Source organism: Devosia sp. P2_G7, assembly GCF_056403495.1.
In genome coordinates, this window is the sequence record NZ_JBFUFI010000003.1 from 39,483 (window position 1) to 54,163 (window position 14,681).

Consider the following 14,681-nt stretch of genomic DNA (forward strand, 5'->3'; position numbering starts at 1 on the left):
CCGCGTAAACACGCCATCCACATCCCCGAGACCACCCAATCATGGCCCTTCAAAAAGACGCCGGTGAAGAATTGTCTATGCGGCTCCGGCGCCTCCGCTATCGCGCCTGGCACCGCGGCACCAAGGAGATGGACCTGATGCTCGGGCCCTACGCAGATGCCCGGCTGGGGGAGATGGAGGTTGCGGAACTCGATCGCTTCGAGACGCTTCTGGAGGAGGCGGACACCGATCTCCTCAAGTGGCTGATGGGGCAGGAGCCGACGCCCGCCGACGCCGACGCCGAACTGCTCGCCGATTTGCTCAAGTTCCGAACCGCCAAATGACCGACCAGCGCGCCGACCGCACGATCGCCAACGTCCCCGACGGCATGCAGCCGGTGGTGCTCGCGCGCCTGGTCGAGGACCGGCTGAAGGGCGCACCCGATGCGACCGTGAGCGCGGTGTTCGTCGCCCGCGACGGCCGGCGGCTGCAGCGCATGGTGGAGATCCTCGAGCAGATGATGCCGGGGCACCAGATCCTGACGCTGCCGGCATGGGACTGCCTGCCGTATGACCGGGTGTCGCCGAACGGCGTGACCATCGCGGCGCGGATGACGACGCTCTCGACCGTCGCCAGCGGTGCGGCGAAAGGCGCGATCGTCCTCACCACGGTCAACGCGCTGGTGCAGAAGTTGCCGCCGCGCGACGCAGTGGCGGGGATGAGCTTTGCTGCCGCGGCGGGGCAGGTGGTGGACAGCGAGAAGCTGATCGCCTGGGCCTCGGGCAACGGCTACCTGCGCGTGCCGACGGTGCGCGAGACGGGTGAATACGCGGTGCGTGGCGGGTTGATCGACCTCTATCCGGCCGGCGTCGAGTTTCCGCTGCGCTTCGACTTCTTCGGCAAGCAACTGGAGACCATCCGGACCTTCGACCCGGACACTCAGCGCACCACCGGCAACCTGAAGCGCATCGCGCTGGCGCCGATGAGCGAAGTGCTCCTCAGCGACGAGGCGATCCGTCGCTTCCGGGCGCGCTACACCACGATGTTCGGCGGAAATACCGTCGATGATCCGCTCTATGCGGCGGTGAGCGCGGGGCAGCGCTACCCGGGCGTCGAGCACTGGATGGCGTTTTTCTACGACGAGTTGGACCACCTCGGCGCCTATGCCGGCGATGCACCGTTCGTGTTCGACGATCAGGCGAGGGAAGCGTTCGCCGACCGGCAGACGCAGGTTTCCGACTACTATCAGGCGCGCGAGGATGCGCGGCACGAGAAGCAGTCCTCGCAGGGCGCCGCGCCATACAAGCCGGTACCGCCAGCGCAGCTCTACGAGATGGAGCGGCACCCCTACGCGCTGGCACCGGACGGTGGCGTGGTGCAGCTGTCGCCGTTCGCGACGCCCGACATGAAGCATGCCGACGATGCCGGTGGGCGCGTAGCGCCGAGCTTCGCCGCAGAGCGGCAGGCGCAGGACGTCAACCTGTTCGAGTCGGTGGTGAACCTGTTCCGCGCCGAGCGGAAGAAGGCGCGGAAGACCATCATCGCGTGCTGGTCGGAAGGTTCCCGCGACCGCATGGCGCAGGTGCTCGCCGATCATGGTCTTGCGCATCCGCGCCTGGCCGAGAACTGGCGCGACGCGGAGACGACATCGCCGGAGACCACGGCGCTGGTGGTGCTGGGGCTCGAGACCGGCTTCCAGACCGACGACATGCTGGTGCTGTCCGAGCAGGACATCCTCGGCGAACGCCTGCTGCGGCCACAGAAGCGCAAGAGGGCCTCGGATGCGCTGACCGAAGCCGCTGGCCTCGCCGCCGGCGACCTCGTGGTGCACGTCGATCACGGCATCGGGCGGTTCCTCGGGCTAAAGACAATCGAGGTGCAGGGCGCGCCGCACGATTGCGTCGAGATCGAGTACGCGCAGAACACCAAGCTCTATCTGCCGGTCGAAAATATCGAGCTGCTGTCGCGCTATGGCGCAGACGCGATCATCGAGCTCGACAAGCTCGGCGGCGTGGCGTGGCAGGCCAAAAAGAGCAAGCTCAAGAAGCGCATCCGCGACATGGCGGAGCAACTGATCAAGATCGCAGCGCTGCGGCAGCTGTCGACCGTGCAGCCGATGGACGTGCAGCCGGGGCTCTACGAGGAGTTCGCGGCGCGGTTCCCGTACGACGAGACCGAGGATCAACTGGCGGCGATCAACGCCGTGTTCGAGGACCTGTCGTCGGGCCGCGTGATGGACCGGCTGGTGTGCGGCGACGTCGGCTTCGGCAAGACCGAAGTGGCGCTGCGGGCCGCGTTCGCAGTGGCGATGTCAGGGCGGCAGGTGGCGGTGGTGGTGCCGACGACGCTGCTGTCGCGGCAGCACTTCAAGACCTTCATCGAGCGCTTCTCCGGGTTGCCGCTTAGGATCAGGCAGGCGTCGCGTCTGGTCTCTTCGACCGAGCTGAAATCGACGAGGGAAGAGCTGACCAAGGGCACCGTCGACATCGTCATCGGCACCCACGCGCTGCTCGCGAAATCTATCCAGTTCAAGGATCTCGGGCTTCTCATCATCGACGAGGAGCAGCACTTTGGCGTCGGCCACAAGGAGCGGCTAAAGGAGCTGAAGGGCAATGTGCACGTCCTGACGCTGACCGCGACACCGATCCCGCGCACCCTGCAGCTGGCGCTCACCGGCGTGCGCGACCTGTCGCTCTTGGCGACGCCCCCGATCGACCGCCTGGCCATCCGCACGTTCGTTTCGCCGTTCGATCCGCTGAGCGTGCGCGAGGCACTCCTGCGCGAGAAGTATCGTGGCGGACAGGCGTTCTACGTGGTGCCCAAGATCAAGGACCAGCCCGATATCGCCGAGTTCCTGCGCCAGCAGGTGCCGGAGGTCAGCTACGTCGTGGCCAACGGCCAGATGCCGCCGAGCGAGCTCGACGACATCATGAACAACTTCTACGACGGCAAGTTCGACGTGCTGGTGGCCACCACGATCGTCGAATCGGGCCTCGATATCCCGAACGCCAACACGCTGGTGGTGCACCGGGCCGACAATTTCGGGCTCGCGCAGCTGTACCAGATCCGCGGCCGCATCGGCCGGGCCAAGCAGCGCGCCTATGCGCTGTTTACGATCCCGCCGGACCGCAAGCTCAACGACACGGCTGAGCGGCGGCTGACGGTGCTGCAGTCACTGGAAACGCTCGGTGCAGGTTTCCAGTTGGCGAGCCACGATCTCGATATCCGCGGCGCCGGCAACCTGCTCGGCGACGAGCAGTCGGGGCATATCCGCGAAGTCGGCTTCGAGCTCTACCAGGCGATGCTGGAAGAGGCGGTGGCGGCGCTGCGCGACGGCGATGCCGAGTACGAGGATCGCGGCGAGTGGAGCCCGACAATTTCGCTGGGCATGCCCGTGATGATCCCCGAGTACTATGTGCCCGACCTGCAGCTCAGGATGCAGCTCTATCGTCGTCTCGGCGATCTCTCGGATGCGCGCGAGATCGACGCGGCCGGTGCCGAACTGATCGACCGCTTCGGGCCGTTGCCGGAAGAGGTCGAGGCGCTGCTGAAGGTGATCCTCGTGAAGGCGCTGTGCCGCACGGCCAATGTCGAGAAGGTGGATGCCGGCCCGAAGGGCGCGGTCGTGACGCTGCGGCACAAGGAATTCCCGAACCCCGCCGGACTGGTACGCATGGTCTCCGACCCGCAGATGCAGGTCCGGATCAAACCCGATCAGAAACTCGTGTTCAGTCGTGACTGGCCGAGCCCAGAGGCGCGGCTGAGGGGAACGGCGGCAATTCTGTCAAGGATGGCCCGGCTGGCCTCGGAGTCAGGCGCTGCGGCAACACTTGCAGGTTAAAGCTTTCGGAAGCCCTCTCGGTCATGTTATTGCCGCGTTTCGTGCCTTGAAGAGCGCACGAACAAGGGTGGCCGGGAGAGCCACCGATGGTAGGACACCACAAGGAAATTCAATGACCCTCAAAAAGCTCGTCGTTGCTGGTTTCGCGGTCGCCGCACTGATGATGCCCTCTTTCGGGGCGCTCGCGCAGGACGCCGCCCCGGCAGCCCCCGCCGAGGGTGCGGCCGCACCGGCGGCGCCTGCTGCGGATGCAGCCGCCGCGCCGGCAGCCGCTGCCAACCCGGGCCAGAACTGGCTCAAGGTCTGCGACCCGATCGACGGCGGCAAGCAGGCTTGCATCATGCGCCAGGTCGTCGTCGCCAACGGCCAGTTCCTCGGCTCGTTCCTGTTGCGCGACGATCCGGGCCAGGAAAGCCGCCTGCTCGCCGTTGCGGCGGTGCCGCTCGGGGTGCTGCTGCCCTTCGGCCTCACCTGGCAGATCGACGGCGGCAAGCCGATCCGCGTGCCGTTCATGCTCTGCGATCCGCAGAGCTGCGCCACCCAGCTGGTGATCAACGAGGCCTACGTGAACAGCCTCAAGAAGGGCGGCGTGCTGAAGCTCACCGCCAAGAATCGCCAGAACAAGGATCTCGTGATCGACATCACGCTGGCCGGCTTCACCACCGTCTATGACGGCGAGGCGGCGATGACCTTCGACGAGTTCAACAAGCAGTCGACCGCGCCGACCGCGCTGGAAAAGCAGCTGCAGGATCGCGCCGAAGAACTGCGCAAGCAGCTCGGCACCGATGGCGCTGCTCCGCCGGCGACGCCTCCCGCACAGTAAGCGGGTCCGACGATTGAATTGAAAAGGGCGCCCTCGGGCGCCCTTTTTCGTGTCAGCGGTTGCCCATGCCGAGGCCGAAGGCTTGCTTGCGTAGCGGCGGCAGCAGGCGCAACGCCCAGAGGCCGCCGGCGCGCAGCGCCTGGGCCGGAAGGAAATCGCTGAGCAGGGAGCGGAACAGCGCGTCGACCATGCCGCCGGTGCGCTCGAGATCGTCAGCGCGGCGGGCGGCGTAGTCTGTGCTGACGGCGTTGGCCCAGCCGGGAGCGCCGCGGTCCACGTTCATGAGCGACGCAGCGAGGTCCGCGACATCGCGCAGGCCGAGATTGAGCCCCTGGGCGCCGATTGGTGGGAAGGCGTGCGCTGCCTCGCCGGCTAGCACGATGCCATCCATGCCGGCCCGCTCAACGGTGAGCGTCGAGAGCAGGAACATGTGTGCCGGCGTCAGCAGCTTGATGTCGCCGAACAGCCGCTGCGATTTCTTGAGGAAGATCTCGCGCAGCCCTTCCGGGCCGGCGCCCTGCGCTGTCTTCAGGACCTCGCGATCGTCGATCCAGACGAGGTTGGCGCGGGCGTCGCCGGCGGGGACCAGGGTGAACGGCCCCTGCTCGTAATGAAACTCGACGGAAGCGCCGCCGAGCGGCCGGCCGAGCTCCAGGTCGCAGACCAATGCCGACTGGGTAAAGCCGTGCTCGCGGGCGCGGAAATCCGTCGCAACGCGCACCAGCGACTTCTTGCCGTCCGAGCCGACCACCAGCGGCGCTTCGATGATGCTGCCATCGGCGAGGGTGAGCACCCAGCCGTTGTCGCCGCGATCGATGCTGGAGAGGGTCACTTCGCGCGTCTCGAGATTGTCGAGCGTTGCACGCGCCGCCTCGAAGGCTTCGAGCAGCTTGATGTTGGGGAAGTTCCAGCCGAAGGCATCGAGGCCCGCGTCCTTGCTGTCGAACAGCGTCTCCGGCGCCCGGATCAGCCGATCGGTGGCGTCGATGATGCGGATCTGGGTCAGCGGGTGGCCCAGCGCGGCAGGATCGGTGACGAGGCCGGAAGCGCGGAGGTAGTCGACGCTCGGCCCCATCAGTGCGGAGGTGCGGCGATCGGGCGGCCCCTTGGGCGCGAGGTGGACGGCACGCAGCCCGGCGCGCGCTACGGCGACCGCAGCAGCGACCCCGGCGAGCCCACCACCCACGACGACAGCTTCGGGCGCGCCGCTCATCGGGCCAGCGCCAGCCGCTTGTCGCGTCCGCTCGGGATGATCAACGCACCGGCATAGGAGCCGGCGAACATCGCAAGCAGGAACAGCAGCAGGTTGTCGGGCCAGAAGGCGATCAGCGAGATAGCCGGGCCCGGGCAGATGCCCGACATGCCCCAGCCGATGCCGAACAGCGCGGCGCCACCGACCAGCGGGGCGTCGATATGGTGGAACTCGGGCTCATGGAACTGCGCATCGAACAGCGGCGCCTGGCGCCGGCGGCCGATGCGGATGGCAATGAACATCACCCCGATCGCCGCGACGATGACGAAGGCGAGGCTCGGATCCCAGCCGCCGGTGGGAATGGCGGTGAAGTCGAGGAAGCGCAGCACCTTCAGGGGATCCACCATCTGCGAGATGTAGAGCCCGGCACCGAACAGCAGGCCGCTGACGGCGGCGGTGGCGAGATAGGGGAGGCGGATGGAGGCGGCCATGTCAGACGATCCCGGTGATGGCGACAGTGAGGATGGCAACGGAAAAGAACACGCCGACCGCGACGAACGAGCGCCTCGATAGCCGCGCGATACCGCAGACGCCGTGGCCGGAGGTGCAGCCGTTGCCGATCTTGGTGCCGAATCCGATCAGCAGGCCCGACGCAGCGATCCAGAGCGGGGCAGGGATGCCCCAGCCCGCCGGCGGTGCGGCAAGCTGCGCCGGCTGACCGCCGGGACCGCCGACGCCCAAGCCTGGGAAGAGGTACGACGCCGCAAGGGCGCCTAGTACCAGAGCCGCGAGGAACACCAGGCGCCACACAACGGTGCGCGCCGGCGGCAGCAACTGCCCAAAAATCCCAGAGATGCCGGCGATGCGGCCGTTGCCGAGCCACAGCACCGCCGAGGCGAGCCCGATGAGCACACCGCCAATCAAGGCGGGGATAGGAGAGAACGAGTCCATTGAGGAACTTTCGAATGGGATCTGGCACTTACAGTATCAGCGGCAGGGTCGACGGACCAGCTTCGGGACGATGCGATCATCCCACGGCCAGGGGGCGCGGTGAAAAACCGCACCCTGTGCTGAGCGGGCCGCGAACTCTTTCAACTGTGGGCTCAGCGCCCTAAGTATGTCGCCACGCCAAAGACAAAACGGAGCTGTCGATGCTGGAACTCCTCTACGATCCCAACGTGTGGGCCGCCTTCTTGACCCTCACTGTGATGGAGATCGTTCTCGGCATCGACAACATCGTCTTCATCTCAGTACTGGTTTCGCGCCTCCCCAAGGAGCAGGCCGACAGGGCCCGCCGCCTCGGCCTGTCGCTGGCGCTGATCTTCCGCATCCTGCTGTTGCTGGTGATTTCGTGGGTCATCGGCCTGACCCAGCCGGTATTCGACTTCAATGGCTTTGCCCCGTCGTGGAAGGACCTCATCCTCATCGCCGGTGGCGCCTTCCTGATCTACAAGGCGACGCACGAGATGCATGCCGAGATCGAGGAGCCGCACGAGCCGGACCTGAAGAAGCAGGCGAGCATGGCCTTCGCCGCGATCATCAGCCAGATCATCGTGATCGACATGGTGTTCTCGATCGACTCGATCGTTACGGCCGTTGGCATGGCCGACCACGTCGAAGTGATGATCGCCGCGGTTATCGTCGCGGTCGGCATCATGTTCGTGGCGTCCGGCCCGGTGGCCGACTTCGTCGCCAAGCATCCGACCACCAAGATGCTGGCGCTGGCCTTCCTGCTGCTGATCGGCGTGTCGCTGGTCGGTGATGGCCTCGGCTTCCACATTCCCAAGGGCTATATCTACGCCGCGATGGGCTTCTCGGTGCTGGTCGAAGCGATCAACATCATTGCCAAGGAGCGCCGGAACAAGCGCGCCGCCGCAGCCGGCCTGCCGCACAAGGCCGCGGCCGCCACGCTGGTGCCGGCAAACGCCGCCGCCGAAGCGATCGCGCCGTCCAAGCCGAAGCCCAAGTCCACGCCGTCGTCGCGCGCCCGTGCGAAGCCCAAGTCAGCCCCGAGGAAGTAAGCCATGAGCCGCGCCTTCGTCGTCCGAGAGTATGGTGGCCCCGAGCAGCTGAAGCTCGAACAGGTCGAAGTTGGTGCGCCCGGCGAAGGGCAGCTCAAGATCCGCAACAAGGCGATCGGGCTCAACTTCGTCGATGTCTACCAGCGCACCGGGCTCTACAAGACGCCACTACCGTTCACCGCGGGCAACGAGGGGGCCGGCGAGGTGATCGCTGTCGGTCCGGGCGTTGCCGGCTTCAAGGTCGGCGATCGCATCGCCTATCAGGGACCAGTAGGGGCCTATGCCGACGAGCGATTGCTGCCGGCCGAGAAGGCCGTGCATCTGCCGGACGGCATCAGCTACGAGGTGGCCGCCGCCGCGTTGCTGAAGGGCGCCACCGCATTCTACCTGCTGCACTGGACGCATGAGCTGAAGGCGGGCGAGACCATCCTAGTCCACGCGGCCGCCGGCGGCACCGGGCAGATCCTCACGCAGTGGGCCAAGGCCATCGGCGCCAATGTCATCGGCACCGCCGGCTCCGAGGAGAAGTGCGAGATCGTTCGCAAGAACGGCGCCGACCTAGCGATCAACTACAAGACCGACGACTTCGTGGCGCGGGTGAAGGAGTTCACCGGGGGCAAGGGCGTCGACGTGGTCTATGACGGGGTGGGGCAGGCGACGTTCGAGCCGTCGCTCGACTGCCTCAAGGTGCGTGGCCTGATGGTCAGCTTCGGCAACGCCTCGGGCCCCGTGTCGATCCCAAAGCTCGGCATCCTTGCCGAGAAGGGGTCGCTTTATGTCACGCGACCGACCGGGGCGGGGTACTTCCGTACGGCGGAAGACCTGCGCATCGCCGCAGACGCACTGTTCAACCTGATCGAGCTGGGCAAGATCAAGATCGCCATCGACCAGACTCGCCCCCTCGCCGAAGCCGTGGAAGCGCAGAAGGCGCTCGAGGCGCGGGCCACCACCGGCTCGACGCTGCTCTTGCCGTAAGGCGCGGCTGACGCTAAACGCGTGACCGTCGGGCAGGTGGCAGAGCGGTTGATTGCTCCGGTCTTGAAAACCGGCGAACGTGAAAGCGTTCCGGGGGTTCGAATCCCTCCCTGCCCGCCATTCCACCAGATCGACCGGACGGATGCCCGGTCGCCAAGAGCCGACTAGCGCCAGCCGAGCGCGGGCGCTACGTGGGTCAGGATGGATTCGATTACGTGGGCGTTGTAGTCGACGCCGAGCTGGTTGGGCACGGTGAGCAGCAGCGTGTCGGCCGCCTTGATGGCTTCGTCCTCGGCCAGTTCCTTGACCAGCACGTCGGGCTCGGCGGCGTAACTGCGGCCGAAGACCGCCTGCTTGCCCGGCTCGATGTAGCCGAAATGGTCCTGGCTCTGGCCATCGCCGCCGAAATAGGCGCGGTCCATGTCGTTGACCAGCGCGAAGATCGAGCGGCTGACCGAAACGCGCGGTGTGCGCGTGTGGCCGGCATCGGCCCAGGCCTTACGGTAGGCGGCGATTTGCTCGGCCTGCTGGATGTGGAAGGGCTTGTCGGACTCGGCCATGACGAGGGTCGAGCTCTGCAGGTTCACCCCGAGCGTGCCGGCCCATTGCGCCGTGGGGGTCGTCGCGGCGCCCCACCAGATGCGGTCACGCAAGCCTTCCGAATGGGGCTCGAGACGCAGCAGCCCGGGCGGATTGGCAAACATCGGCCTCGGGTTGGGCTGCGCGAAGCCCTTGCCCTGCAGCACGTCTAGGAAGACCTCGGCATGGCGGCGGGCCATGTCGGCGTCGGTCTTGCCTTCTTCTGGGGCGTAGCCGAAGTAGCGCCAGCCATCGATTACCTGCTCGGGCGAGCCACGGCTGATGCCGAGCTGCAGGCGGCCGCCGGCGATGATGTCGGCGGCGCCGGCGTCCTCTGCCATGTAGAGCGGGTTCTCGTAGCGCATGTCGATGACAGCGGTGCCGATCTCGATGCGGCTGGTCTTGGCGCCGACGGCCGCCAGCAGCGGGAACGGTGAAGCCAGCTGGCGCGCGAAATGGTGGACCCGGAAATAGGCGCCGTCAGCCCCCAGCTCTTCGGCCGCGACCGCAAGGTCAATAGACTGCAGCAAGGCGTCGGAAGCCGACCGGGTCTGCGACTGCGAGGAGGGCGTCCAATGCCCAAACGAGAGAAAACCGATCTTCTTCAATGTCGTGCAACCTCGAGTTTTCGCGGAAAGGGCGGCTCACCATGGGGCGGCGCGGCCTTATGACGGTATTCCGTCGACGGCATTTAGCAAGAACCGGGCGCCGACGCGACCCTTGACAGTCCTTGCGAAAGAGAGCGCCGTAACTTTGTCCGCCGGATCACGGCGGCATCAGGCTCATCGCCCGTTCTTCAACCGAAGGGGACTGACATGCCAAACCACGTCTACAAGAAGATTGATCTCGTCGGCTCGTCGTCGGTGTCCATCACCGATGCTGTCGAGGGGGCCATTGCGCGGGCCAGCAAGACCACTAGGAACCTCGAATGGTTCGAGGTCGAGCAGGTGCGCGGCTCCATCGTCGAGGGGAAGGTCGCGCAGTATCAGGTGGTGTTGAAGGTCGGCTTCCGCATCGAAGATCCGAGCTGATCGCTTACGGGCGCACCCACTGGGTCTGCACCACGCCACGGTCGATCAGTTCCATGTCGCGAGCTTCGAGGCCCGCGCCGGGAAGGACGAAGCGTGGGTGTCCCTTGCTGAAGCAGGGGATGCCATCCTCGAGGCTGAGCCCACGAACTTCCGACAGTACGAAGCGGTCGTAGAAGGGGATGAAGTGGTCGAACGTGCCGGTCCCGCCGGTGATGGCGATCACGCCTTCGGCGATGCCGAGGCGCTCGAGCACCACGCCGATCTCCATGCCGGACGGGTTCCACAGTGTGGTCAGCGCGTCGTCCGGATCGGGCCGCAGGTCGGCGACGGAGCGGCTGAGCACGAGACGGCGACGGCCGGGATTTGGATGCCGCGTGTGCCCGAGTCGTCCCAGCACTACCAACGCCGCCGCGTCGAGCGCCGCCTGGAAGATGCGCCAGTCGGCCTCGTTGCGCAGCGCCGGTGGCATGGTGCCGTCGGCGGCGGCGATCATGCCGTCCACCGAGACGATGGCGTGGCCTTCGACGATGACGCTGGAGTCGGGAATGGACATGATCCGGCTCTAGCGCGCCGCACGACCGGCAGCAAATGGAGATTGGGGCTTTCGGCGCGGCGGGCCCATGCTAGGTCAGGAGCGTGAGCGTCCGGAGCCCAAATTGACACCGCTGATCCTGCCACTGGGCGACCGGGGACTGCTGGTGCGGTTCGGCGAGACGCTGTCCGACGAGGCCAACCGCGCGGCGATTGACCTTGCGACGCGGGTTGAGGCGGCAGACGTTCCCGGTGTCGTCGAGGTAGTGCCGAACCTTGTCTCGGTGCTGCTGCGTTACGAGCCCGCGACGATCACTTTCGACCGACTGGCTGGTGAGGTGCGGCTACTGATCTCCGGTCCGGGTGACGCGGTGCCCCCTGGGAGGCAGCACAAGGTGGCGGTGACGTTCGATGGCGAGGACCTCGAGGAGGTGGCGAGTCTTGCGAAGCTGTCGGCTACAGCATTCGTCGCGGGCCACAACGCCGCGCCGCTGCGCGTGCTGGCGACCGGGTTTGCGCCGGGGTTCATTTATTGCGGCATGCATGCGGAGGCGCTGATCGTGCCGCGGCGCACGGTCGTGCGACGGCAGGTGCCGGCTGGTACCGTGCTGTTTGCGGCGGGGCAGACGGCGATAACGTCGACGCCGATCCCGACCGGGTGGCACGTCATCGGCCGCACCGGCTTTCGGAATTTCGATACTGCTCGTGAACCACCAACGACGGTGCGCGCCGGCGACCAGATTCGCTTCGAGGTTGCCTCGTGACCTCGATCCGCATCGTTCGTGCCGGGCCGCTGGTAACACTGCAGGATGGTGGGCGGCCGGGACTGCTGCGACATGGGATCAGCGCCTCGGGTCCAATGGATCGCGCGGCGTTCGAGCGCGCCGAAGGCTGGCTCGGCGCCGCTGGGGCGACCGGGATCGAGTTCACGATGGCAGGGTTGAGCTTTGCGGTTGACGGCAGCGTGAGCATGGCCTGCGATGGTGGAGAGTTCGAACTGAGCATCGACGGCGTGGCTCAGTCCTGGCCGACGCGGGCGGTGCTGAAAGCGGATGCCGTAGTCGACATCAGGCCGGGCCCGGCGGGCAATTATGGCTATCTGCGGTTCGATCGGGAGATCGACGTGCCCTTGGTGATGGGCAGCCGGTCCACCAGTTCGATCGCCGGGATTGGCGGGTATGGTGGACGGGCCCTGATGGCTGGTGATCTCCTGAGCCTCGGCGACCCGTCGGCCCGCCGTCCATCGCAACATCCGCGGCCGACACCGGTGACGGATGGCCCCATTCGTATCGTCTGGGGCATCCACGCCGATCACTTCTCCGCCGTGACGCGTCAGCGGTTCGTTACGGAAAGCTTCGTCGTGTCGCCGCAGTTGGACCGGATGGGGGTGCGACTGGGAGACCGCGGTGGGGTGTTCGCCGATGCGAAGATACTGTCGCTGGTTTCCGATGCCGTGGTGCCGGGGGATATCCAGATCCTCGGCGATGGAAGACCGATCGTGCTGATGCGGGATCACCAGCCGACCGGGGGCTATCCGCGGATCGCGACCGTTGCATCGGCGGATTTCGATCGGTTCGCGCAGTTGCGGCCAGGGGCCGAGGTGCGGTTCGAGCCGGTGACGGTGGCGCATGCTGAAGGACTGAAGCGGTGAACGAACTCGATCTCAATGCCGACCTTGGCGAGGGCATGCCGCACGATGCCGCGCTGCTCGACATCGTCTCGTCGGCCTCGATTGCCTGTGGCGGGCACGCAGGCGACGAGACGACGATGCGGCTGGCCCTGCGCGCTGCCAAGGCGCGCGGCGTGGCAGTGGGGGCGCATCCGGGGTTTGCCGATCGCGAGCATTTCGGACGGCGTCGGCTGTTCCTGCCGCCGGAGCAGCTAGACGAGCAGGTGCGCAGCCAGGTGCGGATGCTGGTGGAGTTCGCCGAGGAGGAAGGTGTCCCGGTGCGCTATCTGAAGCTGCACGGGGCGCTGGCCAACATGGCCGCCGAAGAGCCGGCGGTGGCGGCGTTGTGCTTCGCCTCGGTCACCGGACTGGTGCCGGGGCTGGCGGTGCTGGCGATAGACGACAGTGCACAGGTCGAGGTGGCGGAGACGCTTGGCTATCCGGTGGTGCGGGAGGCGTACGCCGATCGCGCCTATCAGCCCAACGGGCTACTGGTGCCGCGGTCGGAGTCGGGGGCGGTGCTGCACGACGCTGGCGCGATTGCAGAGCGGGCAGTGCGGCTGGCGCGGGCTGGGGAGTTGGTGGCGATCGACGGGTCGGTGATCCAGACCCGGGCCACCTCGCTCTGCATTCACGGCGATACCGACGAGGCGGTAGCGATTGCGCGCGCCGTGCGGCAGGCGCTGCAGGCGGAAGGGATCGCGATCCGCGCGCCTTACTGAGGTTGCACCGACGCGCGACTTGTTCCATATCGGCGGCTCCAGCCCAAGGAGCCTCCATGACCGCCAAGATCATCGACGGAAAGACCTATGCCGAGGGGCTGCGCGCGCGCATCGCCGGCCATGTCGAGCGGCTGAAGCGGGAGCACGACGTGACGCCGGGGCTGGCTGTGGTGATCGTCGGGCATGATCCCGGTAGCCAGATCTATGTGAGTCAGAAAGCCAAGCAGACCGTCGAGGTCGGCATGCACTCGGAAAAGTACGAGCTGCCCGAGGACGCTTCGGAGGCCGAAGTGCTGGCGCTGGTCAAGAACCTCAACGAGGATCCGGCCATCCACGGCATCCTGGTGCAGCTGCCGCTGCCCAAGCAGATCGACCCCAACAAGGTCATCGCCACCATCTCGCCGGACAAGGATGTCGACTGCTTCACCCCGGCTAGTGTCGGCAAGGTGCAGATCGGCCTTCCCGGCCCGGTATCGTGCACGCCTCTCGGCTGCCTGATGCTGCTGCGCGACACGCTCGGCTCGCTCGAGGGACTGAACGCAGTGATCGTCGGGCGCTCGAACCTCGTCGGCAAGCCCATGGCGCAACTGCTGCTGCGCGAGAACTGCACGGTGACGGTGGCGCACTCCAAGACCAAGGATCTCGCGGACGTTGTGCGCCGGGCCGATATCGTCGTTGCGGCGGTGGGGCGGCCCCAAATGATCAAGGGCGACTGGATCAAGCCGGGAGCCACGGTGATCGATGTGGGCATCAACCGCATCCCGGCGCCGGAGCGCGGCGAGGGCAAGACGCGGCTGCTTGGGGACGTCGACTTCGCGGCCGCGTCGGAAGTGGCAGGAGCGATCACGCCGGTGCCAGGTGGTGTCGGGCCGATGACCATCGTGTGCCTGTTGGCCAATACGGTGACGACGGCATCGCTGATCAACGGCATCGAGCCGCCGAGTGATTTGACGCCCTAAGACTTCGAGGCGGCGTACGCGTCGGCCAACCGCTTCGGGGCGCGGAACCGCCAGGCGTCCTCCAGTCGCAGCGACAGTTCTTCGTCGCCAATGACTTCGAGCCGCACCAGCAGACCCGGCCAGCCTTTGAAGTGGTCAGTCTGCCAGTAGATGTCGGGCGCCATCTCCATCAGCAGCTCTTTCTGCTCAAGCGGGCAGTGGAGGACCATCTCCTGCGGGCCGCGCACCGAGGCGAAATTCTTGCCCTTCACTTTGATCGATGGCGCGCCGTAGCTGGTGGACTGACTGACCTCGGGCAGGCCTAGCGCCGAGCACAGGCGCAGCATGCGGGCCATCTCGGCTTCCTTGGTCCTCGCCAT

Annotated in this window: 16 protein-coding genes and 1 tRNA gene; 11 read left to right on the top strand and 6 right to left on the bottom strand. The window is 66.5% G+C overall.

Annotated elements, in window-relative coordinates:
• Positions 1-77: 77 nt before the first annotated feature.
• The 3 genes from AC1DWU_RS06210 to AC1DWU_RS06220 all read left to right on the top strand — a co-directional run bounded on the left by AC1DWU_RS06210 (position 78) and on the right by AC1DWU_RS06220 (position 4,643).
• Complete coding sequence (locus AC1DWU_RS06210; RefSeq protein WP_477149114.1) at positions 78-323, top strand: FAD assembly factor SdhE; 246 nt, start codon at positions 78-80, stop codon at positions 321-323.
• Entirely contained in the window at positions 320-3,820 is a 3,501-nt protein-coding gene (gene mfd, locus AC1DWU_RS06215; RefSeq protein ID WP_477149115.1) for a transcription-repair coupling factor, read from the top strand. Before AC1DWU_RS06210 ends, mfd begins: the two co-directional genes overlap by 4 nt.
• 112 nt (positions 3,821-3,932) lie before the next feature.
• Positions 3,933-4,643: an invasion associated locus B family protein gene (locus tag AC1DWU_RS06220; protein ID WP_477149116.1), complete on the top strand. Its 711-nt coding sequence runs from the start codon at positions 3,933-3,935 to the stop codon at positions 4,641-4,643.
• A gap of 52 nt (positions 4,644-4,695) precedes the next feature.
• Here the strand turns inward: AC1DWU_RS06220 and AC1DWU_RS06225 are convergent, their stop codons facing one another.
• From AC1DWU_RS06225 to AC1DWU_RS06235, 3 genes are read right to left on the bottom strand one after another with little or no spacing between them, the layout of a single operon-like run.
• Complete coding sequence (locus tag AC1DWU_RS06225; protein WP_477149117.1) at positions 4,696-5,856, bottom strand: FAD-dependent monooxygenase; 1,161 nt, start codon at positions 5,854-5,856, stop codon at positions 4,696-4,698.
• A complete protein-coding gene (locus tag AC1DWU_RS06230; protein WP_477149118.1) occupies positions 5,853-6,326 on the bottom strand; it encodes a DUF6691 family protein in 474 nt (157 codons plus the stop codon). The genes AC1DWU_RS06225 and AC1DWU_RS06230 overlap by 4 nt, the downstream gene beginning before the upstream one ends.
• A gap of 1 nt (position 6,327) precedes the next feature.
• Positions 6,328-6,786, bottom strand: a complete 459-nt coding sequence (locus AC1DWU_RS06235) for a YeeE/YedE family protein (protein ID WP_477149119.1) — start codon at positions 6,784-6,786, stop codon at positions 6,328-6,330.
• 200 nt (positions 6,787-6,986) lie between these two features.
• Here AC1DWU_RS06235 and AC1DWU_RS06240 point away from each other — a divergent pair, with 200 nt between their 5' ends.
• The 3 genes from AC1DWU_RS06240 (at position 6,987) to AC1DWU_RS06250 (ending at position 8,951) form a co-directional block, all read left to right on the top strand.
• Positions 6,987-7,856 carry a TerC family protein gene (locus AC1DWU_RS06240; protein WP_477149120.1) on the top strand — a complete coding sequence of 290 codons (870 nt, stop codon included), beginning with the start codon at positions 6,987-6,989 and terminating at the stop codon, positions 7,854-7,856.
• Positions 7,857-7,859: 3 nt separating this feature from the next.
• The gene (locus tag AC1DWU_RS06245) at positions 7,860-8,831 is read left to right on the top strand and encodes a quinone oxidoreductase family protein (protein ID WP_477149121.1); all 972 of its coding nucleotides are present in this window, start codon (positions 7,860-7,862) and stop codon (positions 8,829-8,831) included.
• A gap of 30 nt (positions 8,832-8,861) precedes the next feature.
• Positions 8,862-8,951: transfer RNA gene (locus AC1DWU_RS06250), tRNA-Ser, on the top strand.
• A gap of 44 nt (positions 8,952-8,995) precedes the next feature.
• On the opposite strand, the gene AC1DWU_RS06255 is transcribed toward AC1DWU_RS06250, so the two are convergent.
• Positions 8,996-10,018, bottom strand: a complete 1,023-nt coding sequence (locus AC1DWU_RS06255) for an LLM class flavin-dependent oxidoreductase (protein ID WP_477149122.1) — start codon at positions 10,016-10,018, stop codon at positions 8,996-8,998.
• Positions 10,019-10,225: 207 nt separating this feature from the next.
• Between AC1DWU_RS06255 and AC1DWU_RS06260 the strand changes: the two genes are divergently transcribed.
• Entirely contained in the window at positions 10,226-10,441 is a 216-nt protein-coding gene (locus tag AC1DWU_RS06260) for a dodecin (RefSeq protein ID WP_477149123.1), read from the top strand.
• A 4-nt stretch (positions 10,442-10,445) separates the two neighbouring features.
• Here AC1DWU_RS06260 and AC1DWU_RS06265 read toward each other — a convergent pair whose 3' ends face one another.
• On the bottom strand, positions 10,446-10,994 hold the full coding sequence (locus AC1DWU_RS06265; RefSeq protein ID WP_477149124.1) for a dihydrofolate reductase family protein: 549 nt from the start codon (positions 10,992-10,994) through the stop codon (positions 10,446-10,448).
• Positions 10,995-11,097: 103 nt separating this feature from the next.
• Between AC1DWU_RS06265 and AC1DWU_RS06270 the strand changes: the two genes are divergently transcribed.
• Genes AC1DWU_RS06270 through AC1DWU_RS06285 form a run of 4 tightly spaced genes read left to right on the top strand, consistent with a single transcriptional unit; the run spans position 11,098 to position 14,322 of the window.
• Positions 11,098-11,736, top strand: coding sequence for a 5-oxoprolinase subunit B family protein (locus AC1DWU_RS06270; RefSeq protein ID WP_477149125.1), 639 nt, complete (start codon positions 11,098-11,100; stop codon positions 11,734-11,736).
• Entirely contained in the window at positions 11,733-12,623 is an 891-nt protein-coding gene (locus AC1DWU_RS06275) for a 5-oxoprolinase subunit C family protein (RefSeq protein ID WP_477149126.1), read from the top strand. The genes AC1DWU_RS06270 and AC1DWU_RS06275 overlap by 4 nt, the downstream gene beginning before the upstream one ends.
• Positions 12,620-13,363, top strand: a complete 744-nt coding sequence (locus AC1DWU_RS06280; protein WP_477149127.1) for a LamB/YcsF family protein — start codon at positions 12,620-12,622, stop codon at positions 13,361-13,363. The genes AC1DWU_RS06275 and AC1DWU_RS06280 overlap by 4 nt, the downstream gene beginning before the upstream one ends.
• 56 nt (positions 13,364-13,419) lie before the next feature.
• The gene (locus AC1DWU_RS06285) at positions 13,420-14,322 is read left to right on the top strand and encodes a bifunctional methylenetetrahydrofolate dehydrogenase/methenyltetrahydrofolate cyclohydrolase (protein WP_477149128.1); all 903 of its coding nucleotides are present in this window, start codon (positions 13,420-13,422) and stop codon (positions 14,320-14,322) included.
• On the opposite strand, the gene AC1DWU_RS06290 is transcribed toward AC1DWU_RS06285, so the two are convergent.
• The gene (locus tag AC1DWU_RS06290) at positions 14,319-14,681 is read right to left on the bottom strand and encodes an MmcQ/YjbR family DNA-binding protein (RefSeq protein WP_477149129.1); all 363 of its coding nucleotides are present in this window, start codon (positions 14,679-14,681) and stop codon (positions 14,319-14,321) included. The two genes, AC1DWU_RS06285 and AC1DWU_RS06290, sit on opposite strands and share 4 nt — an antisense overlap.

Bases quoted from the DNA above. Each gene is read 5' to 3' on its own strand.
- AC1DWU_RS06210 (WP_477149114.1), top strand. From the start codon at position 78: ATGCGGCTCCGGCGCCTCCGCTATCGCGCCTGGCACCGCGGCACCAAG.
- mfd (WP_477149115.1), top strand. From the start codon at position 320: ATGACCGACCAGCGCGCCGACCGCACGATCGCCAACGTCCCCGACGGC.
- AC1DWU_RS06220 (WP_477149116.1), top strand. From the start codon at position 3,933: ATGACCCTCAAAAAGCTCGTCGTTGCTGGTTTCGCGGTCGCCGCACTG.
- AC1DWU_RS06225 (WP_477149117.1), bottom strand. From the start codon at position 5,856: ATGAGCGGCGCGCCCGAAGCTGTCGTCGTGGGTGGTGGGCTCGCCGGG.
- AC1DWU_RS06230 (WP_477149118.1), bottom strand. From the start codon at position 6,326: ATGGCCGCCTCCATCCGCCTCCCCTATCTCGCCACCGCCGCCGTCAGC.
- AC1DWU_RS06235 (WP_477149119.1), bottom strand. From the start codon at position 6,786: ATGGACTCGTTCTCTCCTATCCCCGCCTTGATTGGCGGTGTGCTCATC.
- AC1DWU_RS06240 (WP_477149120.1), top strand. From the start codon at position 6,987: ATGCTGGAACTCCTCTACGATCCCAACGTGTGGGCCGCCTTCTTGACC.
- AC1DWU_RS06245 (WP_477149121.1), top strand. From the start codon at position 7,860: ATGAGCCGCGCCTTCGTCGTCCGAGAGTATGGTGGCCCCGAGCAGCTG.
- AC1DWU_RS06260 (WP_477149123.1), top strand. From the start codon at position 10,226: ATGCCAAACCACGTCTACAAGAAGATTGATCTCGTCGGCTCGTCGTCG.
- AC1DWU_RS06265 (WP_477149124.1), bottom strand. From the start codon at position 10,994: ATGTCCATTCCCGACTCCAGCGTCATCGTCGAAGGCCACGCCATCGTC.
- AC1DWU_RS06285 (WP_477149128.1), top strand. From the start codon at position 13,420: ATGACCGCCAAGATCATCGACGGAAAGACCTATGCCGAGGGGCTGCGC.
- AC1DWU_RS06290 (WP_477149129.1), bottom strand. From the start codon at position 14,681: ATGGCGAGGACCAAGGAAGCCGAGATGGCCCGCATGCTGCGCCTGTGC.